This is a genomic window from Sphingomonas sp. ERG5, from assembly GCF_000803065.1.
In the GTDB taxonomy this organism is placed as follows: domain Bacteria; phylum Pseudomonadota; class Alphaproteobacteria; order Sphingomonadales; family Sphingomonadaceae; genus Sphingomonas.
The window spans coordinates 61,629-84,272 of the sequence record NZ_JSXI01000045.1 but is presented as its reverse complement, the minus strand read 5'-3'; the positions used below and the strand labels follow the sequence as shown (position 1 = coordinate 84,272).

Sequence of the window (22,644 nt, the reverse complement as noted above, 5' to 3'; positions counted from 1 at the left end):
ATCATGTTCATGTGTCACATCGCGTGACGGGAAATCATCCCTATCCTGCGCGCGTTCCTCAACGGATTTCCCGGAGCGGACCGAGCCCGGTCGGTCCGCTCCGGGTGATAACCGAGATCAAGCCTTGCCCACCACGCTCTCGGGCAGATCCTTGCCGAACACGCGCTGATAATATTCCGCGACCAGAGCACGCTCCGATTCGTCGCACTTGTTGAGGAACGACAGGCGGAAAGCGAAGCCGATATCGCCGAAGATCAACGCATTCTGTGCCCAGGTGATCACGGTGCGCGGGCTCATCACGGTCGAGATGTCGCCATTGATGAAGCCGCGCCGGGTCAGGTCGGCAACGCGGACCATGTCCTCGACCGCCTTCTTGCCCTCCGGCTTGTCATATTCGCCCGACTTGGCGAGCACGATCTGCGCCTCGACCGCGGCGGGGAGATAGTTGAGCGTGACGACGATGTTCCAGCGGTCCATCTGGCCCTGGTTGATCTGCTGCGTGCCGTGATACAGCCCGCTGGTGTCGCCAAGACCGACCGTGTTGGCGGTGGCGAACAGGCGGAACCAGGGATTGGGGCGGATCACGCGGTTCTGGTCGAGCAGCGTCAGCTTGCCCTCGGTCTCCAGCACGCGCTGGATCACGAACATCACGTCGGGACGGCCGGCATCATATTCGTCGAACACCAAAGCGGTCGGGGTCTGCAGCGCCCAGGGCAGCAGGCCTTCGCGGAATTCGGTGATCTGCTTGCCATCCTTGAGCACGATCGCGTCGCGCCCGACCAGGTCGATGCGGCTGATATGCGCGTCGAGATTGATGCGGATGCATGGCCATTTCAGGCGCGCCGCGACCTGTTCGATGTGAGTCGATTTGCCGGTGCCGTGATAGCCCTGCACCATCACGCGGCGATTATGCGCAAAGCCGGCGCAGATCGCGAGCGTGGTGTCGGCGTCGAACACATAGGCCGGGTCGAGATCAGGCACGCGCTCGTCCGCTTCGCTGAACGCAGGGACTTGCATATCCGAATCGATGCCGAACGCCTCACGGACGCTGAGCATCTTGTCGGGGGCTTCCATGATGGTCGTTTCGCGGCTGTCGGGCTGAGTATTAGGGATGTCGGTCATTATTGCCTCACGTCTGGCCTAACGCCTTAGGCCAAGGAAAGCGTTCGACTCAACACTCACAAACAACTTTGGTTCTTTAAATCCTGTACAATCGTACCGGAGACCCGGCCGCGCGGGCAATTACCTGCTTCGCCTCCTGGTCGAGCTGAGCCGCCTTGAGCCACCAGCCGGCTTTCTCGCCGCCTGGAAAGAGCGTGTCGGGTAGGCGCGACAACACCGCCGCCTTCAATTCCGGAACGGTGATACCTGGCGGACTGTCCGGCAGGCTGGCGAGCACGGCATCACGCATCGCGGCGAATTTTTCGGCATCGACAGTGTAGGTCTTGCCCGGCTGAATGACGTTTTCGATCGCAATGCGGTTCGGCTTTGCTGCGGCCATCGGCTTCACTCCGTTGGTGGGGAATTTTTCGGTGGCAGCGGAAACAGCGTCAGGAACCGGTCAAGCAACGCGCGGTCGCCCTGCACGCTCATCGCGCCCGCCGCCTCGGCATCGGCGACCGGCAATCCGCCATAGACGGTTGCCGCCAGCATCATCGGCGTGGTCGAGAGGATCAGATCGGCATCCGACGGATCGGCGCGCCGGATCGGAATGCCGTCCGGGCCAAGCGCCGCCACGAATGTCTCCGTGCCGAAGCGAAAGCCGATCGTCGCCTGGAGACCGGCCGCCCGATCGCCTGCATACATGGTACGGAACGACATCATGATCGAGGCCGCGCTGAGCGGCAGCGTCGGATCATGCGCGGGCGAGCGAACCGCCCAGCGGCCCAGTTCCTGGATCGCGACTTCGCTCTGATAGCCCCAGGGGGTCAGGCCATAGACCTGCACCGATGCCGGGGGCGGCAGCTTCTGCCGCTCGACGATCCCCGCCGCTTCCATGCCTTCGAGCCGCTGGGTCAGCACATTGGCGCTGATCCCGGACAGGCCGCCGCGCAATTCACCAAAGCGTCGCGGACCGAACATAAGCTCGCGCACGATCAGCAGCGACCAGCGCTCGCCAACCAGTTCCATTGCCAAAGCGGTGCCGCAAGCATCGTCATACCAACGCTTTTCCGCCGCTTTTGCCGATTCGGTTACTTTTTCTAACTTCATGGTTGCTTTTAATAACTGAAGCAGGCATCACCGTCAAACAGTGATTCGCAACTCAGCGTTTCCAAAAAGGGAGAACCCCCGTGAGCCTGACCAACATGATCTTCGTGAACCTCCCCGTCAGCGACGTCGCCAAGGCGACGGCATTTTATGAATCGATCGGCGCGACGAAGAACCCGATGTTCAGCGACGAGACCGCGTCGTGCATCGTCCTTTCCGACCAGATCCACGCGATGCTGCTCAACCATGAGAAGTTCGCCTCGTTCATCCCCGGCCGCACCATCGCCGACGCGAAGAGCGCGGTCGGCATGCTGATCTGCATCGCACAGCCGAGCAAGGATGCGGTCAATGCGGTGGTCGACAAGGCCGCGACGGCCGGCGGCAGCGCCGATGCGACGCCGTCGCAGGATTTCGGCTTCATGTTCAGCCGCAGCTTCGCCGATCCCGATGGTCACATCTGGGAAGTGATGTGGATGGACCCCAGCGCGGCCGCTGCCGGCCCCGAGGCGTTCGCCGACGCCGCCGCCTGACGGCGCACACCGTAAAAGGACAGTGTCATGCGTAAATTCGCCCCTTTCATTTCCGGTGCCGGCGGCTTCGCCGTCACCGTGATCGCCATCCTCGTGCACGGCGCGATGACCGGCGCGCCCCTGTTCGCCTGATCTTCAAAGGAATCCCAATGCCCTTCCCATCGAATACCAAGACGCTCTGGACCGGCCGCGTGCTGAGCGGCTTGGCGATCCTCGCGCTCGGCGCGGATGCCGTGTTCAAGCTCGCCACGCCGCAGCTGATGATCGACAATAGTCCGCCTTTGGGCCTCGCGCCCGACCCCGGCCTGTACCGCACGATCGGCGCGATCCTGCTGGTCAGCGTCATCCTGTACGCCTGGCCGCGCACCGCCATTCTCGGCGCGGTGCTGATCACCGCATTCCTGGGCGGAGCAGTCGCGGTGAACCTTCGCGCCGACATGCCGTTATTCAGCAACACGCTGTTCGGCGTCTATATCGGGCTGGTCGCCTGGGCCGGGCTATGGCTGCGCGACCCGCGCGTCCGGGCGCTGCTGCCGATCGCCGGATAGCGTCGGAACCCGAATAACTTCACAACAAGGAGCAGGATGATGACCTCCCCAGACATCGAGATCACTGCCTTTCGCTGGGTGCCGGGTTTTGCCCGTGGCCTGGTGCGCGACATCAGGGTGCGCTGGGCACTGGCCGAAGCCGGGCTGCCCTATCGGGTCCGGCGGCTCGACGCGACCACCCAGCGTCCGGCGGACTATTTCCACGAACAGCCCTTCGGCCAGGTGCCGGTGTTCGTCGAAGGCGATCTCGGCCTGTTCGAGAGTGGCGCGATCGTGCTGCATATCGGCGGGCGCAGCGAGACGCTGCTTCCCGCCGACGCGGCCGGGCGGGCACGCGCCACCTGCTGGGTGATCGCGGCGCTCAACAGCATCGAGCCGATGATCTTCGACCTGGTCAATATCGATATCTTCAATGCCGGCCAGCAATGGGCGACACTGCGCCGGCCCGAGGCGGAGCAGAAGGTGCGCGAACGCCTGTCCCGGCTGTCGGACTGGCTTGGCGAGCAGGACTATCTCGAAGGCCGCTTCACCGCAGGCGACCTGATCATGGCCACGGTGCTGCGTAACCTGCGTCACACCGGACTGGTCGCCGAGCATGCCAATCTTGCCGCCTATCTCGCGCGGTGCGAGGCGCGGCCGGCATTCCAGCAGGCTCTGGCCGAACAATTGGCCGATTTCGACGATCGCGAAGCGGCCTGAACTCCATATCCAAGCCATAATTTCAGGAGAGAGATGATGAGCTATATTCAAGGTTTCGTGCTCGCGGTCCCCGCAGCGAACAAGCAGGCCTATCTCGACCACGCGACCAAATCGATCGCGCTGTTCCGCGACTATGGCATGACCCGCATGGTCGAGAATTGGGGCGACGAAGTGCCCGACGGCACGGTCACCGATTTCAAGCGCGCGGTGAAGGCGAAGGATGATGAGACCGTCCTGTTCAGCTGGCTCGAATGGCCCTCCAGGCAGGCATATGAGGACGGCACGAAGCGAATGATGGAAGATCCGCGCATGGCCGAGATGGGCGAGTGTCCGTTCGACGGCCAGCGCATGATCTATGGCGGGTTCGAACCGCTGCTCGACGACGGCCCGGGCGGATCGACCGGCTATGTCGATGGCTATCTCGTGCCGGTCGAGGCCGGCAACAAGGAGGCGTATCGCGGCCTGGCGAGCAAGGCATCGACCGTGTTCCGCGATTACGGCGCGACCCGCGTGGTCGAAGCCTGGGGCGACGACGTGCCCGATGGCACGGTCACCGATTACAAGGGCGCGGTACAGGCGACCGGCGACGAGCATGTCGTCTTTTCCTGGGTCGAATGGCCTTCGAAGGAGACCCGCGATGCCGGCATGGCCAAGGTCATGGAAGACCCGCGCATGAAGCCGGACACCATCACGGAACTGCCGTTCGACGGCAAGCGCATGGTCTATGGCGGCTTCGCGCCTATTCTCGATCGCTGATCCAGCAACAAGCCTATTCGACAGGAGAGAGACGATGCCCAATCCCGAAGGTACGCCGATCTGGTACGAGCTGATGACCGCCGACCCGGATGCGTCAAAAGCATTTTACGACCATGTGATCGGCTGGACGGTTGGAGAACCGCTGCCGGGCGGCCAGGATTACCGCATGATCAATGTCAGCCCGGAGTCGGGCGGCGGTCAGGTCGGCGGCGTGTTGCATCTGACGCCCGCAATGATCGCGGGCGGCGCCAAACCTACCTGGCTCTTCTATATCGGCGTCAATGACGTCGATGCGACGGTCGAGAAGATCAGGGCGGCGGGTGGCAGCGTGCTGATGCCCGCCTGGGACATTCCCGATATCGGCCGCATCGCGATGGTCGCCGATCCGCAGGGCATCCCCTTTTACGTGATGCGCGGCACCAGCCCGGAAGACAGCACCGCCTATGACCGGATGGGCATGGGCAAGTGCAACTGGAACGAACTGGCGACCACCGACCAGGATGCGGCGAACGCCTTTTACGCCACGGTGTTCGGCTGGACCTATCCCGACAAGATGACGATGCCGGGTTCAGGCGATTACGTCTTCGTCGCGGTCGGCGAGCAGATCATCGGCGCGACCATGAACCGACAGCCGGACAGCCCGCCGCCCGCCTGGCAATTCTATTTCCGCGCGCCCGACATCGACGTCGCCGCGCAGAAGGTGAAGGACAGTGGCGGCACCGTCCATCTCGAGCCGATGGAAGTCCCGGGCGGTGACCGCATCATCGTGGCGAGCGACCCGCACGGCGTGATGTTCGGCGTGGTCGGGCCGGGCAAATAAGCGCGGACCAGAACAAGGAGAGAAATGATGCACAAGATCGCACCATGCCTGTGGTTCAACCACAATGCCCAGGACGCGGCCGAATTCTACGCCGCGACCTTCCCCGATTCGAGCGTCGACGCGGTCAATCTCGCGCCGGGTGACAACCCTTCGAGCAAGGAAGGCGCTGTGCTGACGGTCGAGTTCACCGTGCTCGGCATGAAGTTCCTTGGCCTGAACGGCGGCGACACATTCAAGTTCGACGAAGCCGTGTCGTTCCAGATCTATACCGACAGCCAGGAAGAGACCGACCGCTACTGGAACGCGATCGTCGATGGCGGTGGCGCGGAAAGTGCGTGCGGCTGGTGCAGGGACCGGTTCGGCCTGTCCTGGCAAATCACGCCCCGCGCGCTGATGGCCGCCATATCGAGTCCGGACCGGGCGGCAGCCAAGCGAGCGATGGATGCGATGATGACGATGGGTAAGATCGACATCGCGGCGATCGAACGCGCCGTCGCCGGAGAATTGGTCGCCTGAACCCTATCGACCGCGTCACTCCGATCGCGCCGACATCCTCCCCCGCGGCGCGGGGGAGGCAAGGCTGACACCTCCCCCGACGCCCCGCCCCGAAAGGCATTCCGATGCGCAAGATCATAGCCGGGGTCTTCCAGTCGCTCGACGGCATCATGCAGGCCCCGGGCGGCCCCACCGAAGACCCGACCGGTGGTTTCACCCTTGGCGGCTGGTCATGCAGCTATTGGGACGAGATGATGGGCGATTATATGGGCGGCGTGATCGGCGGCGATTATGATCTGCTGCTCGGCCGCAAGACCTATGAGATCTTCGCCGCGCACTGGCCGTTCATGACCAATGACCCGATCGGCGAGAAGTTCGACAGGATCGCCAAATATGTCGTCACATCCTCGACCGAGCCGCTCGGCTGGCGGAATTCGCACGCGATCAACGGCGACGCGGCGACCGGCATCGCCAGACTCAAGGCGGGCGATGGGCCCAACCTGCTGATCCAGGGCAGCACCGCGCTCTATCCGGCACTGCTCGAGGCGAGGCTGATCGACCGGCTGTTCGTGATGACCTTCCCGGTCGTCCTGGGCGGCGGCAAGCGGCTGTTCGCCGCCGGTGTCGCGTCCGGCGCCTTGACGCTGGTCGATCACCAAGTCTCGACCACTGGCGTGATCATCGCAAGCTATGAACCCGCCGGCCCGGTGCCGATCGGGTCGTTCATGCTGCCCGAGTTGAACGACCTGGAGCGCGCGCGTCAGGAACGGATGACGCGCGAGGGATGATCGCCGCGTGAGTGCGCCTCAAGCGCCGGGGGCAGTCTTATCCGGCACTCCCCGGCGGGGAAGGAAATACGTCATGCGAACGCCGCCGCCCCCTTCAATTGCGTGTAGGCCGCGATCACGTCCTGCAGCGCCTTTTCGTAGCTGCGGTCGCCGCCATTACGGTCGGGGTGATATTTCCGCACCAGCTCGGCATAGCGCGTTCTGAGGCCGCGCCGGTCGACATCGGCCCCCAGTCCCAGCACCTTCAATGCACGGCGTTCGCCCTCCGACAGCATCCGGCCATCGGCGCGCGGCGCTTCGGTCGCGCGCTTGAAGCGTGCGCCGATCGCATCGAGCGGATCGCGAAAATCGGCCCAGGTCGGCGGGCGGTCGGCGCCGGAATGCGCGAAGGCGCGCGTCTCGCGCTCCCAGCCGGCAAAGGGGCGCTGCGCGTCGTGGATTTCGTCGGCGCTCATGCCGTTGAAGAAATTGTAGCGCGCATTGAACGCGCGGACATGGTCGAGGCAGAACCAGCGATACGGGCGCGGTCCGTCACCACCATTTGGTCCATCGAGCGCGGGCGCACGGAATTCGCCCGGCTCATGGCAGCCCGGCTCGGCGCAGTCCCTGCCCGTCCCCTCGACCCGGCCGTGAAAACGTGCGCCCGGCCGGTCCCTTTTTTCGCTTTCGTCCGCCTTCTTCTCACTCACAGCGACACGCGGCTCCCCGAAACCCAAAAGTGGCTTATATAGTGACGATGACCAGCCCCGCCACCGGCCCCGTTGCCGCCGCCATCACCGCCCAGCTCACCGCGGCGCTCGCCCCGTCGCATCTCGAGGTGATCAACGACAGCGCCCACCATGCCGGCCATATGGGCGATGACGGCAGCGGCGAATCGCACTTCACCGTCGTCGTCGAAACCCCGGCCTTTATCGGCCTGTCGCGCGTTCAGCGTCAGCGGCTGGTCAATAACGCGCTGTCCGAGCTGCTCCAGACCAGCATCCATGCACTGGCGATCAAGGCACGCGCGCCGGGAGAGTGACGATGGCGTACAGGCTCTGGTACTGGCCGACGATCCAGGGACGCGGCGAGTTCGTGCGCCTCGCGCTTGAGGCCGCCGGGATCGACTATGTCGATTGTGCGCGCGGCGCGGATGGCGAAAAACGGCTGCTGGCCGACATGGCGGCGCGCCGGGGCCGCGCACCCTTCGCACCACCCTATCTCGAAATCGACCAGCTGGTCATCGCGCAAGTCGCCGATATCCTGCTCTATCTCGGCGAGAATCACGATCTGGCGCCGTCGGCGGTCGCCGATCGCTACTGGATCCATCAGCTGCAGCTGACCATCACCGATCTGGTCGCGGAGGCGCATAATGTGCACCATCCAGTCGAGATGAGAGCCTATTATCGCGAGCAAAAGCCCGAAGCGGCGCGCGCGGCGAAGCAGTTCCGCGACGGGCGCATGCCCAAATTCCTCGGCTATTTCGAGGCTGCGCTGAGGGTCAATCCCGGCGACTGGCTGATCGACCATCGCTGGACCTATGCCGACACCTCACTGTTCCAGATCGTCGAGGGGCTGCGTTATATGTTCCCGCGGCGCATGGCCGCGATCGAAGGCGATTATCCCGGCCTGATCCGCCTCCATGACCAGGTCGCGCAACTATCCGGCATCCAGGCCTATCTGAACAGCGACCGGCGCCTGGCCTTCAACACGGAAGGCATTTTCCGCCATTATCTCGAACTGGACGGCGAATGACCGTGCTTGCCAAACGCCCCGCCGCGCGGATCCTGCTGATCGACGACCGGGACCATGTGCTGCTGTTCCGCTTCGACGCCGGCGACCGTCCGCCCTTCTGGGCCACGCCGGGCGGTGCGATCGATCCGGGCGAGAGCTTTGCCGAGGCGGCGCGGCGCGAACTGCGCGAGGAAACCGGCCTCGACCTCGATTGCGGGCCGGAGGTGCATCGCCGCACGGTCACCTTCACCACGCTTGAGGATGTGCCGGTGATCGCCGAGGAGCGCTATTTCCGCGTGTCCGCCGGCGCCTGCGCGATCGATACTTCCGGCCATACCGAGCTCGAGCGCCGCGTGATGCAGGCACATCGCTGGTTCGCGCGCGACGAACTGGCCACCTGGCCCGAGACGATCTTTCCCGAAGATCTGCGCGCGATCCTGGAGCAGACCGATGACCAATGACGATCTGATCCTGCAGACGATCACGCCGGTTACCCATGACCTGGGCGGGTTCAAGGTTCATCGCACCCTGCCGTCCAGACCCCGTACCATGGTCGGGCCGTTCCTGTTCTTCGACCAGATGGGTCCGGCGCACCTCAGCGTCGGCCAAGGCATCGACGTGCGGCCGCACCCGCATATCAACCTCGCCACGGTGACCTATTTGTTCGGCGGCGCGATCGACCATCGCGATTCGATCGGCACCTTCGCGACGATCGAGCCGGGCGCGGTCAACCTGATGACCGCAGGCCATGGCATCGTCCATTCCGAGCGCTCGCCCAGCGCCGAGCGCACGATCGGCCCGGAACTGTCGGGCATCCAGACCTGGATCGCGCTGCCCGAGAAGAACGAGGAAATGGATCCGGCGTTCGAGCATGTCGGCAAGGCCGCGCTGCCGGTGGTCGAGACGAGCGGCGCCCGCGCGCGCATCATCATGGGCCGCTTATGGGGTGTCGCCGCGCCGACCACGACCTATGCCGAGACGATCTATGCCGACATCATGCTTGAGGCGGGCGGCAGCGTGCCGATCGATGCGGGCGCGGACGAACGCGCACTCTATGTCGCGCTGGGCGATGCGAGCCTCGATGGCATGACGCTCGAACCCATGACGCTTTATGTGTTGCAGCCCGGCGTCGCCGCGACGCTGCGCTCGACGCGCGGCGGCCGGGTGATGCTGTGCGGCGGCGAGGCGTTCGCGACGCCACGCCATGTCTGGTGGAACTTCGTGTCGTCCGACCGCGAACGCATCGAGCAGGCCAGGCGAGACTGGACGGCGGGGAATTTCCCCAAGGTGCCGGGCGACGACAAGGAATGGATTCCGATTCCGGACGTGCCGCTGACCGTCAGCTATCCGTGAACGGGAAATCGCGGGGTGCCGGGCAGGCACCCCGCGTCCCGGGGATCAGAAGCTGTAGCCGACCGAGAAACGGAACGAGCGGCCCAGGATCGGCCGGGCGAGCCCGCCTTGCGAACCGATGACACGCGGATTGCCTTCGGTCAGGCCAATGCGGTTGGTCAGATTGTCGCCCGTGACCTGCAGCTTGATCTTCTCCGCCACCGTGACCGCGACCCCAGCGTCGAGCTTGTAAAATTTCGGCAGCACTTGCTTGTTCTCGGGATCGGAGAAGCGGTCGCCGATATAGCTGAGCGTGGTGAACACCGCCGCCTTGGCGCCGCCGAAATCATGTTCGTAGGACGGCGACACGCGCCATTGCCATTTGGGCTGGCGCTGCACCTGCAGGCCACTGACATCGACCGAGGTGAAGAAGTTGCGGTATTTCGCATCGAGATAGGTCGCGCCGAGATCGATGCTGAGCCCATGAACCGGCCGGATCGTTCCTTCGAATTCGATCCCGTTGGTGCGCGCCCCGCCGATCGAGATCTGCGGCACATTGTTGATGATGCGGCTCACGCCCAGCCCGGTAAAGTCATTATGGAAGAAGGTCGCGTAAGCACTGACCATCGGCGTCGACACCTTCAAACCCAGCTCATAGCTGTCGACCTTCGGCGCGATCGTCACACCGTCGCGCAGGGCGTCGAAGAACGGGAAGCTGTTGCCGCGGCTGTAGCGCGCGAAAGCGCCGATCTGATTGGAGAAGTCATAGTTGATGCCGGCCGTCCACGACACTTTCGAGCCGCTATAATCACCCTTGGGCAAGCCCGAGAAGGTGCCGTTCAGGACTGCGGTGCCGTTATTGTACAGCGTATTGGGATTGTTGTCGGTATCGACGCCGAACGTGTTGTTCTCCAACCGCCCGCTTACCGTGTGGCGCTGCCAGCGAATGCCGCCATCGATGCGCAGTTCCGGCGTGATCTGATATTCATCGACCGCATAGGCGGCATAATCCTTGCCGTCATATTGCGCATTGACGTTGAAAGTCGCGCCCTGGACGAAACCCGAGCGCGTCGCCTGACGACCGTCGCCGAGCGTCAGATTGAGACGGCGGCCATGCTCTTCCGCGGTCAGCAACTGGCCGTTGCCGAGATTCCAGCGATCATCCGACGAATAGGTCGCGAAATAGCCGCCGACGGTCAGCGTGTTGTCGCCGCGCTTGAATTCGAGCGACAGGTCGTTGACGAAGGATTCGATCTGCTTGCGGACTTCCCAGATGCCGGCCTGGATCACCGGAGTCGATCCGGGCACCACGCCGCCGCCGTTGACATAGGTCAACGCTCCGACCGTGTTGCCGGCACCATATTTCGCCACGACATAATCCGCCGCCGTCATCGGCGCGGCGTCGGGCACCAGGCCAACCGTGTCGGCGCTACCCTTCATATAGCTGGCGCGTTCGCGGATCTTCAGGCCATCGCTGAGTTCATAGTCGAAATTCACGCCGCCATTGAAGATCTTCGCCCCGCGCCCGTCGGCCAGATCGACCACGCGGCCAGTGTTGATGGTCGAGAAGCGCGTCTCGCGCCCCGCCAATGTACCGGTCTGCGCATCGAAGCCGGGAAAGTCGCTGACCTTGGAGCCGTTCACCGACACCGGCACCGGCAACAGCCACTGGCCATGATCGTTGAGATAGCGGCCATAAACGAGCAGCGAGCCCTTGCCGAAATCATGCCGGATATTGGCGGTGATCTGCCCACCCTTTTCAGCGCGGAACTGCGGATCGCGGATGCCGTTCGACTGCGCATAATAGCCGCCGATCATTGCGGTGGTGTTCGCGCCGAGCGGGCCCGAGACCCAGGCATCACCGCGCACTTCACCGAAGTCGGTGGCGCTGATCCGGACTGACCCCTTGGGGGTCTGGCTGCCTTCGCGCTGCACGAAGTTGACCGTCAGGCCAGGCTGGCCCGAGGAGAACAGTGCGCCGGTGCCGCCGCGCACCGCCTCGACCCGGGCGATCGTGTCGTCGATGCGGAACAGCTGAGTGTTTTCGAGGAAGGACAAGGTGGGCGGCGGGAAGATCGGCACGCCGGAGGATTGCAGCGTGACGAATTCCGCGTCGCCGCCCGAGGGGAAACCGCGCACGAAGATGTTGGCGCCGTTCTGGCCACCCGAGCTCTCCGCGCTGACGCCGGGAACCGAGTGCAACAGATCGGCAGTGCTGGACGGCGCGAGGCGCGAAATATCCTCGGCGTTGATCGAGGTGACCGCGAAGGCCGCATCCTGACGACGCGTGCCACCGCCGGCGGTGCCGACCACGATGATGTCGTCGGTGCTGTTGTCGATCTGCTCATCAGCCTGTTCGGGCGCGGCGGCGGTCGCCGGGGCAGCGTCCTGCGCATAAGCCGGCGCGGCGCAGGCGATCGCCAGGGCCAGCGGAGCCGTGCCGAGCAGCAGCGTGCGGTTGATCTGAAATGCCATGTCCATCCTCCCAATCAGGCGCATCTCGCGACGCCTTCGGGCAACTTGGTATCTAATCATGAAATGCATTTCAAGAACTATTGCATCCAGGTGCCCCGGTGCCGTCTTGCCGCTATTGCATGCTGACCCTAGGGTGGGGCGATGGCCGATGGGTTAAAACAGAAACGAGGCGCGCGCGCCGCCGATACGGCCGGCGGCACATTGACGATGAGTGATATCGCGCGGCTCGCCCAGGTATCGAAGCCAACCGTGTCACGCGTGCTCAACGGCAGCCCATTGGTCACCGCCGAGACGCGCGACCGCGTGCTCGAAGTGGCGCGGGCCAATGGCTATGCGGTCAACCGCAACGCCCAGAAACTGCGCCAGTCGCGCGCCAACACGGTCACCGTGGTGCTCGATTTCGGGTCGCACCGGCGCGGTGCGATCGGCGACCCGTTCATCTTCGAATTGCTCGCCGGCGTGTCCGAGGCGCTCTCGATACGCGACCAGGATTTGCTGCTGTCGCCACCTGGCCTGAGCGACGCGCGCGGCTTTCAGGACCTGTACCGCGCCCGCGCGACCGACGGCTTCATCATCCTCGGCCAGGGTACGCGCCACCTGCTGCTGACCAGCCTGGCCAAGGCCGGCCTGCCCTTGGTGGTGTGGGGCGCGGTCGATCCGGGCGGCCCCTATTGCGCGGTCGGCAGCGACAATCTTGCCGGCGGACGACTGGCCGGCGAGCGCTTCCTGGCGCGGGGCGCGAAACGCTGGCTGTTCGTCGGCAATGTCGAACATGCCGAGATCGACATGCGCTTCAAGGGACTGCAGCAAGCGGCGCAGCAAAGCGGACAGGATGTGGTGATCGATCATCTGCAGATCGATTCCATGGCTTATGCGCTGACCTTCGAAAGCGCCGCCGATTATATCCGCACTCACCCCCGGCCCGATGCGGTGTTCGCCTTTTCCGATACGGCCGCGATGGCGGTGATCGGGGCATTCCGTGCCGCCGGGCATCAGACACCGCAGGATTATGCGCTGGTCGGATATAACAACATCCCGCCCGCAGCGCATTTCACTCCCGCCATCACCACGATCGAGCAGGAAACCAGCATCGCCGGTGCGATCCTGGTCGAGAAGCTGATGCAGCTGATCGACGGCACGCGGCCGAAATCGGTGATGCTGCCGACCCGCCTGATCGTGCGCGAGACCTGAGCGAGGATCCAGACGAACAGAGAAAATGAAACAGGTCAGTGCGCGAGATGCCGGTCGAAGAAGCGCGCCATCACCGTATAGGCCTCTTTCGATTCCATCGGCTCGGGATCGGAGAAAAAGGCGTGCCACATCCCGTCCCAGACATGCAGATCAGCCTCGACGCCGAGCCGTACCAGCTCCTGATGCGTCTTCAGCACCGCGCTGAGCGCGAAATCGCGCGTGCCGGAGATCAGCAGCGACGGCGGAAATGCCGCCAGCACCTTGGGATCATGGACCGGCACGACCAGCGAATCCTCGGCCTTCGCACCGGCAAAATAGGGCAAGGCGGTCATGGTGAGCGGCCCGGCCACCGGCTGGCCGGTCAGGGCCGGACCGATCACCGATGAATCGCCCAGCAACTCCGTCGCCCCGGCGCAGAACATGCCGATCGCGGCAGGACGCGGCAGGCCCTGACGCGCGATCCAGGCGATCGATTCGGCGGTGAGCATGCCGCCCGCCGAGCAGCCGTAAATACCGATCTGGCCTGGCTTGTGCGTCTTGAGCAGCGCGCGATAAGCAGCGGTCACATCTTCGCTCGCCGCGGGAAAGCGCGCTTCGGGCGCCATGCGATAATCGAGCGTGATGACCGTGATGCCCGATACCGATGCGACCGGGATCGCTTCGACCAGCGCGCCCGACCCGGCGCCCCAGAGAAAAGCGCCGCCATGAAGGTTGATCAGTACGCGGTGGGCATTGGCTTTGCTCGGGCCGCCGCGCGGGGTGACGATCTGCGCCCCGACCCCACCGATCGTCGCTTCCTTGACCTCCACGGGATAGAGCGCGCGCAGCCGCACGACGCGGTCCGAATTGATGCGGTCATAATGGCGCCGTGCCGCGGCGATGTCCGCGCCGATCGGTGGCCCGGGCTTCAGCACGTCACGCACGAACAATCGTCGCGCCTCGTCCGAGGCGAAGGCCGAATAAGGTGCGGTAAAGGCCGGCACCGCGACATCGCCGGACTGTTTTGCCGGCGGCGAATCCTGCCCGTAAGCGAGCGTTGCCGAGACCGATGCGAGGGTGACCAACAAGACCGACAGCAACCTGACCATGATATTTCTCCTTGCGACATCCCGATCCGGACGCCATTACTGAAATCGATATCATCGCTCGGCATTGTTGGAAAGCAGTCGATTGAGCGCGGCACGAGGCAGAGGGTGACAATGGACGCGAAGGTGGAGCGGAGCGTGCCGGCGAGCGATTCGCGTATGGCGATCGGCGACGACGGCTGGACGCTGTCGATCGATGGGCCGGCGCCGACACAGGAGCGCTGGGCCGAGACGATCTTCGCGCTGGCCAATGGCGCGATCGGCGTCCGCGCCAACATCGATGAATGCGGTGGGGGCGACGGATCGACCTTTCTGACGGCCGCCTATGAAGTCAGCCCGATCGCCTATCACGAGCGCTTCCGCGGCTTTGCCGAAACCACTGACACGCGTGTGCCGGTCGCCGAGGCGATCGGGCTGGACATCGCGATCGACAGGACCGTGATCGATTTCGCCTCCGCGGTGGCGGAACATACGGTGCGGCGGCTCGACCTGCGGTCTGGTGTCCTGACCCGCGAGACGCGCTGGCGACTGGCCGATGGACGCCGGATCCAGGTGCATGCGGAACGGCTCGTGCCGCTCGACGGCACCACCTGCTATGCCCGACGTGTCGCCGTGTCGCCGATCGGTTTTGCCGCCACCATCGCGATCGCCCCACGCTTGCTCCCTGCCCCGGCCGCGGCGGGCCAGGCCGACGATCCACGGCTGGGCGTCGACCTCCACGCGTACGGCTTTGCGCCATTCGGCGAGCAACGGCCGAACATGGTGGTCGAAAAGCTGCACGGCAGTGGCATCGCCGTCGCCGCGACACAGGCAGTGCTTGGCGCGGGACAGGCACTGGTCGCCGCCGATGGCATGGTCTCGATCGATATCTTCACCGCTTATGCGGTCGCGGCGGATGCCGGCGATCCCCAGCATATGGGCAATACGGCAGCGGCGATCGCCGCCGATCTGGCCGATACGGGCTTCGACCCGTTGCGACAGCAGCAGCGCGCCGCGCTCGAGGCCTTCTGGCAGAACGCCGTGGTCGAAATCGATGGCGACGATGCCGCGATGGCCACATTGCGGCTCAACCTGTTCCATCTGTTCCAGTCGGCCGGACGCGATGGTCATGGCAGCGCCGCCGCCAAGGGGCTGACCGGCCAGGGCTATGAAGGCCATTATTTCTGGGACACCGAGGTGTTCATGCTGCCGGTGCTGGCGGTCTCCGCACCGGAGATCGCGCGCGCGATGCTGGCCTATCGCTATACGACGCTCGACGCGGCGATCGCCAATGCCCGCGCGCTCAATCACGATCATGGCGCGCTCTTTGCGTGGCGGACGATCGCCGGGCGCGAATGTTCGGCGCATTACCCCAGCGGATCGGCCGAATATCATATCAACGCCGCGATCGCCTATGCGATCGGCTTCTACGACCAGGCGACCGGCGACACCGGCTTCCTGGTCGAGATGGGCGCCGAGATGCTGGTGCAGACCGCGCGACTGTGGATCTCGCTCGGTGCGCATGAAGAGCGGACGGGCGAATTCTGCATTCGCGGCGTCACCGGCCCGGACGAATACACCGCGCTGATCGACAATAACTGGTACACCAACCGCATGGCGCAAGCGCATCTGCGTCTTGCCGTCGATGTGATCGACCGCGTCGCCGCCGCAGCGCCCGATACCTGGGCGAAGACCGCCGCGCGGATCGGCTACAGCCCGGCCGAGGCGACCGCCTGGACCGCCGCCGCCAATGCGATGCGCCTGCCCTATGACGAAGAGTTGCGGATCGACGCGCAGGACGACAGCTTCCTCAACAAGCCGCGCTGGGATCTTGCCGGCACGCCGGCCGACAAATTCCCGCTGTTACTGCATTATCATCCGATGACACTCTACCGGCATCAGGTCGCCAAACAGGCCGATCTGGTGCTTGGCCTGGTGCTTGGCGGCGACGGCATCGACGTGGCGCGCAAGCGCCGCGCCTATGATCATTATGATTCGGTCACCGCGCATGATTCGACATTGTCGGCATGCAGCTTCAGCATCCTGGCGAGCGATGTGGGGCATCGCGACGAGGCCTGGCGGCATTTCCGCAGCACCGCGTTCGTCGATGTCGACGATCTGCACCACAATACCGATCACGGCGTGCATATGGCGGCGATGGCGGGCAGCTGGCTCGCCTTTGCCTGGGGCTTTGGCGGGTTTCGTCTGCGCGAAGGCGCGCCAAGCTTCGCCCCGACGCTGCCGGCGGCATGGCGCGGCTATGGCTTTGCCATGCTGTGGCGCGGCACGCGATTGAGAGTCGATGTCGCGGCGGACGGCGTGACCTATCGCAACCTCCACGGACCGGCGATCGCCTTCGCGCACCGCGACCAGAGCATCACGCTCACCCCCGGCGAGACGCGGCGGTTCGACGCATGAGCGCCTTCCCGCGCCCGCTGGACGCGATCATCTTCGATCTTGACGGTGTGCTGACCGACACCGCCGAAGCGCATTTCCGCGCCTGGAAGCGGCTGGCGGACACGATCGACGTCCCCTTCGACCATGCCGCCAACGAGCAATTGAAGGGCATCGACCGGATGGGATCACTCGACCGCATCATCGGCGACCGGCCCGGCTTCGACGCAGGCGAACGCACGCGGTTCGCGGCGCTCAAGAACGGCTGGTATCTTGAAGAGATTGCCGGTTTCACCCCCGCCGACCTGTTCCCCGGCGCGCGCGACGTACTGGAAGAAGCACGCGCGGCAGGGCTGAAGATCGCGCTCGCCTCGGCCAGTCGCAACGCGCCATTGCTGCTCGAACGGCTCGGTATCGCCGCGCTGTTCGACGCAATCGCCGATCCGGCGGCGGTCGCGGCCGGCAAGCCTGCGCCGGACATTTTCCTGGCGGCCGCGCGCGCGGTCGGCGCAGCGCCTGCGCGATGCCTTGGCGTCGAGGATGCCGAAGCCGGGATCGTCGCGATCCGCGCGGCGGGGATGGCCTCGCTCGGCATCGGGTCACCGGCTGTACTGGCCGAAGCCGACCGGGTGATTGCCGCGATCGGCGCGTTCCGGCTGGGCGAGTATCGCTCGGCCTGAAATTCGGCCCCCCGGGAGGTCGGCGGATGACCGGACCGGAACGTCCCGCTATACTGCGGGGTATGACCTGCGACCTTCCTGTCGGAAGAGCCCTGCGCCGCTTCCGCCGCCTCAACGGCATCAAACAAGGCCATGCCGCAGAATTGCTTGGCGTTTCGCAAGGCAGCGTCTCGCGCTGGGAGAGTGGTGGGCATGAGCCGGAAGCGCATCACCGCGACCGCATCATCGAATGGATCGCGGCACAGGCGAACAATGATGCCGATGCGGCGCTGAAGCGGCTCGTCGCCAGTTCCGCGCTGCCCGTCCATCTGGTTTGCGATACGACTCACCGGCTGCTCGCCGCGTCGCCGTCGCGAGCAGCAAGTTGGGCGGCAAATCCGGACGGGTTCCTCGGGCAATCGCTCTGGCGGTTCGCAAGCCCCGAGATCGTGCTCGCAGAGGAGAGCCTTCACGACCGCGGCTGGTTCGACCGCCCTTACCAGCGGCTGCGCTTCCGCACCGGCGCTAATAACAGCGCCATCCTTGAGGTGCTGCCGAGCCTGATGGAGTGGGAGACGATCCCGCTGGCGGACGGCCGCACTGGCCGACTCACCACGACAATCGGTTAATGCATATTTTATTCGTGTCCGAACCGCGGCGCGGCGGTTAGCCCGCTGCGCATGCTCGGACGTTGGCCCACCATCATCACGCTCTGGCTGATCGGCGTACTTGCCGCCGCGCAGCTCGCTAAATTCTCGGTCATCGCGCCGCTGCTACGCGAACAATTCGACCTGTCGCTGCCGGCAACGGGCCTGCTGATCTCGCTGCTGGAGGTTGGCGGCGGGCTGTTCGGTTTCGTCGCTGGGCTTGCCTTGGGCAGGATCGGCTGCCGGCGCTCGCTGCTCGCCGGGATCGCGATCCTCGCGCTCACCAGCTTGCTGGAAGCGCTGGTGACGAGCGCCGGTGCGCTCTTCGCAGTGCGCGCGGTCGAAGGAATAGGCTATCTCCTGGCCGTCATCGCGGCACCGACCGCGATCGCCGGGATCGCCGATGACCACAGCCGGCCACGCGCTCTGGCACTGTGGAGCAGCTTCGTCCCGGTCGGGATCGCGGTCGGCAGCGCGATCACCAGCATGGCGGCCACGCCGATCGGCGTGCGCGGCATCATGCTGCTATGGGCGGCATTGCTCGCGGCGGCGATCGTGCCGGTGCTGCGCTTGCCGATCAGCGGCGGCGACAGCCGGCGGATCGCGCTGCCCGCGCCCGCGGCCTGGATCTCGACCCTGGCCTTTGGCGTCTACACGCTGTTCCTTTGCGCGCTGACCATGTTGCTGCCGACCTTCCTGATCGAGCAGCGGTCCGCGGCATTGGGCGAGGCCGGGATGATCGCAGCAATCGCCTCGCTTTCGGCGCTGCCGGCCTCCGGGCTGGCGATACTGGCGATGCGTGGTGGAAAGCTGTCGTCCCGACGCCTGCTCGCCATGGCCATCCCGGCATTGGTCGCCACCGCCTTGCTGGTTCCCCTCGCCTTTGGCGGGCAGGTGACCGGACTGGCGACGACAGGCGCGATCATTGTGGCGGCGGTGCTGCTCAGCGGCCTTGTCTCGCCGTTGATGTTCGCGCGGCTACCCATTCTTGCGGGCGCGAACAGCCCGCATGATCCGCGCATCGCGACCGCGAACGGCCTGCTGACGCAATTCGGTGCGGGCGGTGCGCTGATCGGGCCGCCTTTGGGTGGCCTGGTCGTCGGCTGGTGGGGCTGGGCCGGGCTGGGCCTGACCATTGCGTTGCTCGCGCTGGTGATGCTCGCGGCGGTCGCGCTGGCCGAGCGAATCGGCAGCGCAGGCCGGGGTTGACCGTGCCGGATCGGACCCCGGGGACATCCGCTCGAGCATATTGGACAGCGCGTAGCATGCGATTAGAAGGACCCTGCCCGGCACGGGCTTTGATCCGGGGATGAAACAGGTGCCAGAAGCCGAAACATATCATCGCGACGGCAGCGTGGCGCTTCCCGGCCTTTTCCCGGTGGAAGTGCTGCACAATTTCTATCAGCAGATGCAGGCGGATTTCAAAGCCGCCGGTCAGTCGATGCGGGCATTTGCCACCCAGGGGCCCTTGCTGAGTCGGGAAGCGATCGAGATCTATGCCTATCAATATTCGCCCATGCTGGCGTTTCTCTGGGGCCTGACGCCACGGATCGCCCTGGCCGCCGGGCGCGACCTTCTGCCGACCTATGCCTATTTCCGGCTGTATCAGCGCGGTGACATTTGCCGGGTCCATTGGGATCGACCCGCTTGCGAGCATAGCGTATCGCTGACCGTCGCCTATGGCGAAGACCGTCCCTGGGCGCTCTCGGTCGCGACCGAGCGGTCACCGGCCCCGCAGGCGGCGGTCGAGGAAGATTTCGGCCAACAACCCTTTCAGTCGATTGCCATGCAGGCGGGCGACGGCGTGCTCTATCAGGGAGTCCATCATCGGCACGGCCGCCTGACGCCGAACCCCAACAGCTGGTCCGCCCACCTGTTCCTGCATTGGGTCGATCGCAACGGGGACTATAAGGACCATGCGTTCGATCGCATCGCGATCGAACGGGCAAAGCGAGGCTGACGGAAGCCGTTCACCCGTCAGGAAACGGCGTCGACCGGAACCGCCCCTTTCGGCCCACGTCCGATCATCCGGTCGAACCGGATCAGCGCGATCGCGATTAGCGTCAGCGGTATCAAGGTCATGTAGAAGGCGTTCTGACCCGACAGATGCTGGAAGATCATACCGGTCAGGAACGACCCGATCGTACCGCCCAGCGCGGAAAAGATCACCATCAGCCCGACCATCGCCGCATGTCGTTCCTGCGGCAATGAGGTCAGCATGACCGAGCACAGGGTCGGATAGATCGGCGCCATGAACACGCCGATCAACGGGAAGACATACGCCGCGATCGGCGCATTGAGCCAGCCGACACCCGGGCGCAATGTCAGCCCCTGCGTGGTCGGCAGGGTCACCAATACCAACGCGGCGACACAGACGATGCAGGCCAGCATCAGCTTCAGCCAGTGGATCCGCCGCAGCAGCGCACTCGCGCCGAGCCGGCCGATCGCCAGCGCGGCGACGAAGATGCTCGACGCCTGCACGCTCATTTCGGGCGGCAGATGGAGGATCTCGTTGTTGAAGGTCGGCAGCCAGGTGCCGATGCTCTGCTCGATCAGCACGTACAGGAAGATCGAGATCAGGAAGGCGATCGCGGTGGGCAGCGCGAGCAGGCGCAGCATCTGCCGCCAGCCCGCGCTTTTTGCCGCCGCGCTTTCCGGTTCCGCCTTGCTCTCATCAAGCGGGGTGATCGCCCAGAGCCCGGCCGCGACCGCACACAGGCCGGCGATCAGCCAATAGACGTGCAGCCAGTCGGTGCCGGTCGCATCGGCGCCGATGAACCAGGAAAACATCCACACGCCGATCAGCACGCCGACCATGAACACGCCCTCGACCAGCCCGGTCAGGCTGGCATGCCCGGCGCGGTCGGGGCGCAGCAGGCCGATCGAGGCATAGGTCGCGACCTTGCCGGTGCCGAAGCAGATGCCGGTGACGACGAAGAAGAGCTGAGTCATCCAGAACGCATTGGCGATCGACATCAGCAACGCCCCGGCGCCGACGATCAGCATCGAGGCGATCAGCGCGCGGCGAAAACCGAAGGCGGGCAAGCGCGTGGCGAGCAGGAACGAGGCCGCGACCACCGACAAGTCCTTGCAGGCCTCCAGCGACGAGGCATGCGTCTTGGTCACCGCATAATGGCGGATCGATTGCAGGATGACCACGCCGACACTGTTCATCAGCAGGCCGAGCACCGCATAGGTCAGGATCAGCGCAATGACCGCGCGCGTCTGTGTGCCCATCGCCATTCCCCGCCCCATCCATTGTCCGATCCGTCGCGCGGACCTTGAAACGGACCTTAGCGCCAAATGGCCACCCTGCAAGAAATGCATTTCATAGAAGACCCAGGGTCGCGCGAGCGCGCTCGGGATTGCTCCCGCCAGTCTCTCGCTTATGCTGATCCGGTACAGTGAGTACCGCGCAGGCGCGAGAGGAAGAGAAGATGACCGAAGCATTCGACCTCCAATCCATTACGCTGCCGACTGGTGTGACGCTCGACGTCGCGGTTGCGGGCGACCCGGCCAGTCCGGCGATCATCCTGCTCCATGGTTTTCCCGAATCGCACCGGACCTGGCGGCATCAGATTCCCGAACTGGCCAGGACCAATTTCGTGCTCGCGCCCGACCAGCGCGGCTTTGCCCGCTCGTCCAAACCGGCCGCGATCAGCGACTTCACCCCCGACAAGATGGTCGGCGACCTCATCGCGCTGGCCGATCATTTCGGGATCGGGACCTTCACGCTGGTCGGGCACGACTGGGGTGGAGCGATTGCCTGGATGGCGGCGCTGACCCGCGCCGATCGGGTCGAGCGGCTGATCATCGTCAATGCGCCACACCCCTATATCTTCCAGAAGACGATGTTCGACGATCTCGGCCAGCGCGAGGCGAGCCAGTATATCCGCGCCTTCCGCAACCCCGATTTCGAGAAACATATCGAGAGCATCGGGCTCAGCGCTTTTTTCGACGGCAGCTTCCTGCGCCACACCGACTTCGCCACTGTCGCCGATGAAAAGCCGATCTATCTCGACCAATGGAGCCAGCCCGGCGCGATGACCGCGATGCTCAACTGGTATCGCGGCAGTGCCATCGTCGTGCCGACAATGGATGAAACGCCCGAGCGTCCTGCATTCCTCGACGCGCCCTTCCCGCCGATCCGGCAGCCGACGCTGGTAATCTGGGGCATGAAGGACGCGGCCTTGTTGCCGAGCCAGCTCGAAGGTCTCGACGCGCTGGTGCCCGACATGACGCTGGTGAAGGTCGATGCGGGGCATTTCGTGCCCTGGGAAGCGCCCGAGGCGGTGACCAACGCGATCCGGGATTGGCTGGCTTAA

General features: G+C 64.8%; 25 protein-coding genes. 18 read left to right on the top strand and 7 right to left on the bottom strand.

The window, feature by feature from the left end; genetic code table 11:
- Window positions 1-117 precede the first annotated feature (117 nt).
- The 3 genes from cobS to OO12_RS15870 form a co-directional block, all read right to left on the bottom strand.
- Window positions 118-1,122 (bottom strand): cobaltochelatase subunit CobS, encoded by a 1,005-nt coding sequence (cobS, locus tag OO12_RS15880; RefSeq protein WP_034159680.1) that lies wholly within the window; start codon window positions 1,120-1,122, stop codon window positions 118-120.
- A gap of 76 nt (window positions 1,123-1,198) precedes the next feature.
- The gene (locus tag OO12_RS15875; RefSeq protein WP_034159679.1) at window positions 1,199-1,501 is read right to left on the bottom strand and encodes a DUF6958 family protein; all 303 of its coding nucleotides are present in this window, start codon (window positions 1,499-1,501) and stop codon (window positions 1,199-1,201) included.
- Window positions 1,502-1,506: 5 nt separating this feature from the next.
- Window positions 1,507-2,211 carry a winged helix-turn-helix transcriptional regulator gene (locus OO12_RS15870; RefSeq protein WP_034159678.1) on the bottom strand — a complete coding sequence of 235 codons (705 nt, stop codon included), beginning with the start codon at window positions 2,209-2,211 and terminating at the stop codon, window positions 1,507-1,509.
- 80 nt (window positions 2,212-2,291) lie between these two features.
- On the opposite strand from OO12_RS15870, the gene OO12_RS15865 reads away from it, so the two are divergent.
- The 7 genes from OO12_RS15865 (at window position 2,292) to OO12_RS15835 (ending at window position 6,844) form a co-directional block, all read left to right on the top strand.
- Window positions 2,292-2,738 (top strand): VOC family protein, encoded by a 447-nt coding sequence (locus tag OO12_RS15865; RefSeq protein WP_327196028.1) that lies wholly within the window; start codon window positions 2,292-2,294, stop codon window positions 2,736-2,738.
- A 149-nt stretch (window positions 2,739-2,887) separates the two neighbouring features.
- Window positions 2,888-3,286 (top strand): DoxX family protein, encoded by a 399-nt coding sequence (locus OO12_RS15860; RefSeq protein ID WP_034159677.1) that lies wholly within the window; start codon window positions 2,888-2,890, stop codon window positions 3,284-3,286.
- A 39-nt stretch (window positions 3,287-3,325) separates the two neighbouring features.
- Window positions 3,326-3,985, top strand: a complete 660-nt coding sequence (locus OO12_RS15855) for a glutathione S-transferase family protein (protein WP_327196027.1) — start codon at window positions 3,326-3,328, stop codon at window positions 3,983-3,985.
- A 36-nt stretch (window positions 3,986-4,021) separates the two neighbouring features.
- A complete protein-coding gene (locus tag OO12_RS29420; RefSeq protein WP_034159760.1) occupies window positions 4,022-4,741 on the top strand; it encodes a DUF1428 domain-containing protein in 720 nt (239 codons plus the stop codon).
- 34 nt (window positions 4,742-4,775) lie between these two features.
- Window positions 4,776-5,561 (top strand): VOC family protein, encoded by a 786-nt coding sequence (locus OO12_RS15845; protein WP_034159675.1) that lies wholly within the window; start codon window positions 4,776-4,778, stop codon window positions 5,559-5,561.
- Between the two features lie 24 nt (window positions 5,562-5,585).
- Window positions 5,586-6,077: a VOC family protein gene (locus OO12_RS15840; RefSeq protein ID WP_200887489.1), complete on the top strand. Its 492-nt coding sequence runs from the start codon at window positions 5,586-5,588 to the stop codon at window positions 6,075-6,077.
- A gap of 104 nt (window positions 6,078-6,181) precedes the next feature.
- Window positions 6,182-6,844, top strand: a complete 663-nt coding sequence (locus OO12_RS15835) for a dihydrofolate reductase family protein (RefSeq protein ID WP_034159674.1) — start codon at window positions 6,182-6,184, stop codon at window positions 6,842-6,844.
- 71 nt (window positions 6,845-6,915) lie between these two features.
- On the opposite strand, the gene OO12_RS15830 is transcribed toward OO12_RS15835, so the two are convergent.
- Complete coding sequence (locus tag OO12_RS15830; RefSeq protein WP_034159758.1) at window positions 6,916-7,533, bottom strand: J domain-containing protein; 618 nt, start codon at window positions 7,531-7,533, stop codon at window positions 6,916-6,918.
- Window positions 7,534-7,580: 47 nt separating this feature from the next.
- Here OO12_RS15830 and OO12_RS15825 point away from each other — a divergent pair, with 47 nt between their 5' ends.
- Genes OO12_RS15825 through OO12_RS15810 form a run of 4 tightly spaced genes read left to right on the top strand, consistent with a single transcriptional unit; the run spans window position 7,581 to window position 9,910 of the window.
- A complete protein-coding gene (locus OO12_RS15825; protein ID WP_082006568.1) occupies window positions 7,581-7,865 on the top strand; it encodes a BolA family protein in 285 nt (94 codons plus the stop codon).
- A 2-nt stretch (window positions 7,866-7,867) separates the two neighbouring features.
- Entirely contained in the window at window positions 7,868-8,578 is a 711-nt protein-coding gene (locus tag OO12_RS15820; RefSeq protein ID WP_034159672.1) for a glutathione S-transferase, read from the top strand.
- Window positions 8,575-9,018: an NUDIX hydrolase gene (locus tag OO12_RS15815; protein ID WP_034159671.1), complete on the top strand. Its 444-nt coding sequence runs from the start codon at window positions 8,575-8,577 to the stop codon at window positions 9,016-9,018. Before OO12_RS15820 ends, OO12_RS15815 begins: the two co-directional genes overlap by 4 nt.
- Window positions 9,008-9,910 (top strand): pirin family protein, encoded by a 903-nt coding sequence (locus OO12_RS15810; protein WP_034159670.1) that lies wholly within the window; start codon window positions 9,008-9,010, stop codon window positions 9,908-9,910. Before OO12_RS15815 ends, OO12_RS15810 begins: the two co-directional genes overlap by 11 nt.
- A gap of 45 nt (window positions 9,911-9,955) precedes the next feature.
- Here OO12_RS15810 and OO12_RS15805 read toward each other — a convergent pair whose 3' ends face one another.
- A complete protein-coding gene (locus tag OO12_RS15805) occupies window positions 9,956-12,364 on the bottom strand; it encodes a TonB-dependent receptor domain-containing protein (RefSeq protein ID WP_152616471.1) in 2,409 nt (802 codons plus the stop codon).
- Window positions 12,365-12,505: 141 nt separating this feature from the next.
- Between OO12_RS15805 and OO12_RS15800 the strand changes: the two genes are divergently transcribed.
- A complete protein-coding gene (locus tag OO12_RS15800; protein ID WP_052215933.1) occupies window positions 12,506-13,555 on the top strand; it encodes a LacI family DNA-binding transcriptional regulator in 1,050 nt (349 codons plus the stop codon).
- A 35-nt stretch (window positions 13,556-13,590) separates the two neighbouring features.
- Here OO12_RS15800 and OO12_RS15795 read toward each other — a convergent pair whose 3' ends face one another.
- Entirely contained in the window at window positions 13,591-14,643 is a 1,053-nt protein-coding gene (locus OO12_RS15795; protein WP_034159669.1) for an alpha/beta hydrolase, read from the bottom strand.
- Between the two features lie 111 nt (window positions 14,644-14,754).
- Here OO12_RS15795 and OO12_RS15790 point away from each other — a divergent pair, with 111 nt between their 5' ends.
- From OO12_RS15790 to OO12_RS15770, 5 genes are all read left to right on the top strand, one after another.
- Entirely contained in the window at window positions 14,755-17,037 is a 2,283-nt protein-coding gene (locus tag OO12_RS15790; RefSeq protein ID WP_052215932.1) for a glycoside hydrolase family 65 protein, read from the top strand.
- A complete protein-coding gene (gene pgmB / locus OO12_RS15785) occupies window positions 17,034-17,693 on the top strand; it encodes a beta-phosphoglucomutase (RefSeq protein WP_034159668.1) in 660 nt (219 codons plus the stop codon). The genes OO12_RS15790 and pgmB overlap by 4 nt, the downstream gene beginning before the upstream one ends.
- Before the next feature lie 62 nt (window positions 17,694-17,755).
- Window positions 17,756-18,301 carry a helix-turn-helix domain-containing protein gene (locus OO12_RS15780; protein ID WP_034159667.1) on the top strand — a complete coding sequence of 182 codons (546 nt, stop codon included), beginning with the start codon at window positions 17,756-17,758 and terminating at the stop codon, window positions 18,299-18,301.
- A gap of 51 nt (window positions 18,302-18,352) precedes the next feature.
- The gene (locus OO12_RS15775; protein WP_034159666.1) at window positions 18,353-19,528 is read left to right on the top strand and encodes an MFS transporter; all 1,176 of its coding nucleotides are present in this window, start codon (window positions 18,353-18,355) and stop codon (window positions 19,526-19,528) included.
- A gap of 100 nt (window positions 19,529-19,628) precedes the next feature.
- Window positions 19,629-20,279 carry a hypothetical protein gene (locus OO12_RS15770; protein ID WP_034159665.1) on the top strand — a complete coding sequence of 217 codons (651 nt, stop codon included), beginning with the start codon at window positions 19,629-19,631 and terminating at the stop codon, window positions 20,277-20,279.
- A 17-nt stretch (window positions 20,280-20,296) separates the two neighbouring features.
- Here the strand turns inward: OO12_RS15770 and OO12_RS15765 are convergent, their stop codons facing one another.
- Entirely contained in the window at window positions 20,297-21,562 is a 1,266-nt protein-coding gene (locus tag OO12_RS15765) for an MFS transporter (protein WP_160296825.1), read from the bottom strand.
- Window positions 21,563-21,756: 194 nt separating this feature from the next.
- On the opposite strand from OO12_RS15765, the gene OO12_RS15760 reads away from it, so the two are divergent.
- The gene (locus OO12_RS15760; protein ID WP_034159753.1) at window positions 21,757-22,644 is read left to right on the top strand and encodes an alpha/beta fold hydrolase; all 888 of its coding nucleotides are present in this window, start codon (window positions 21,757-21,759) and stop codon (window positions 22,642-22,644) included.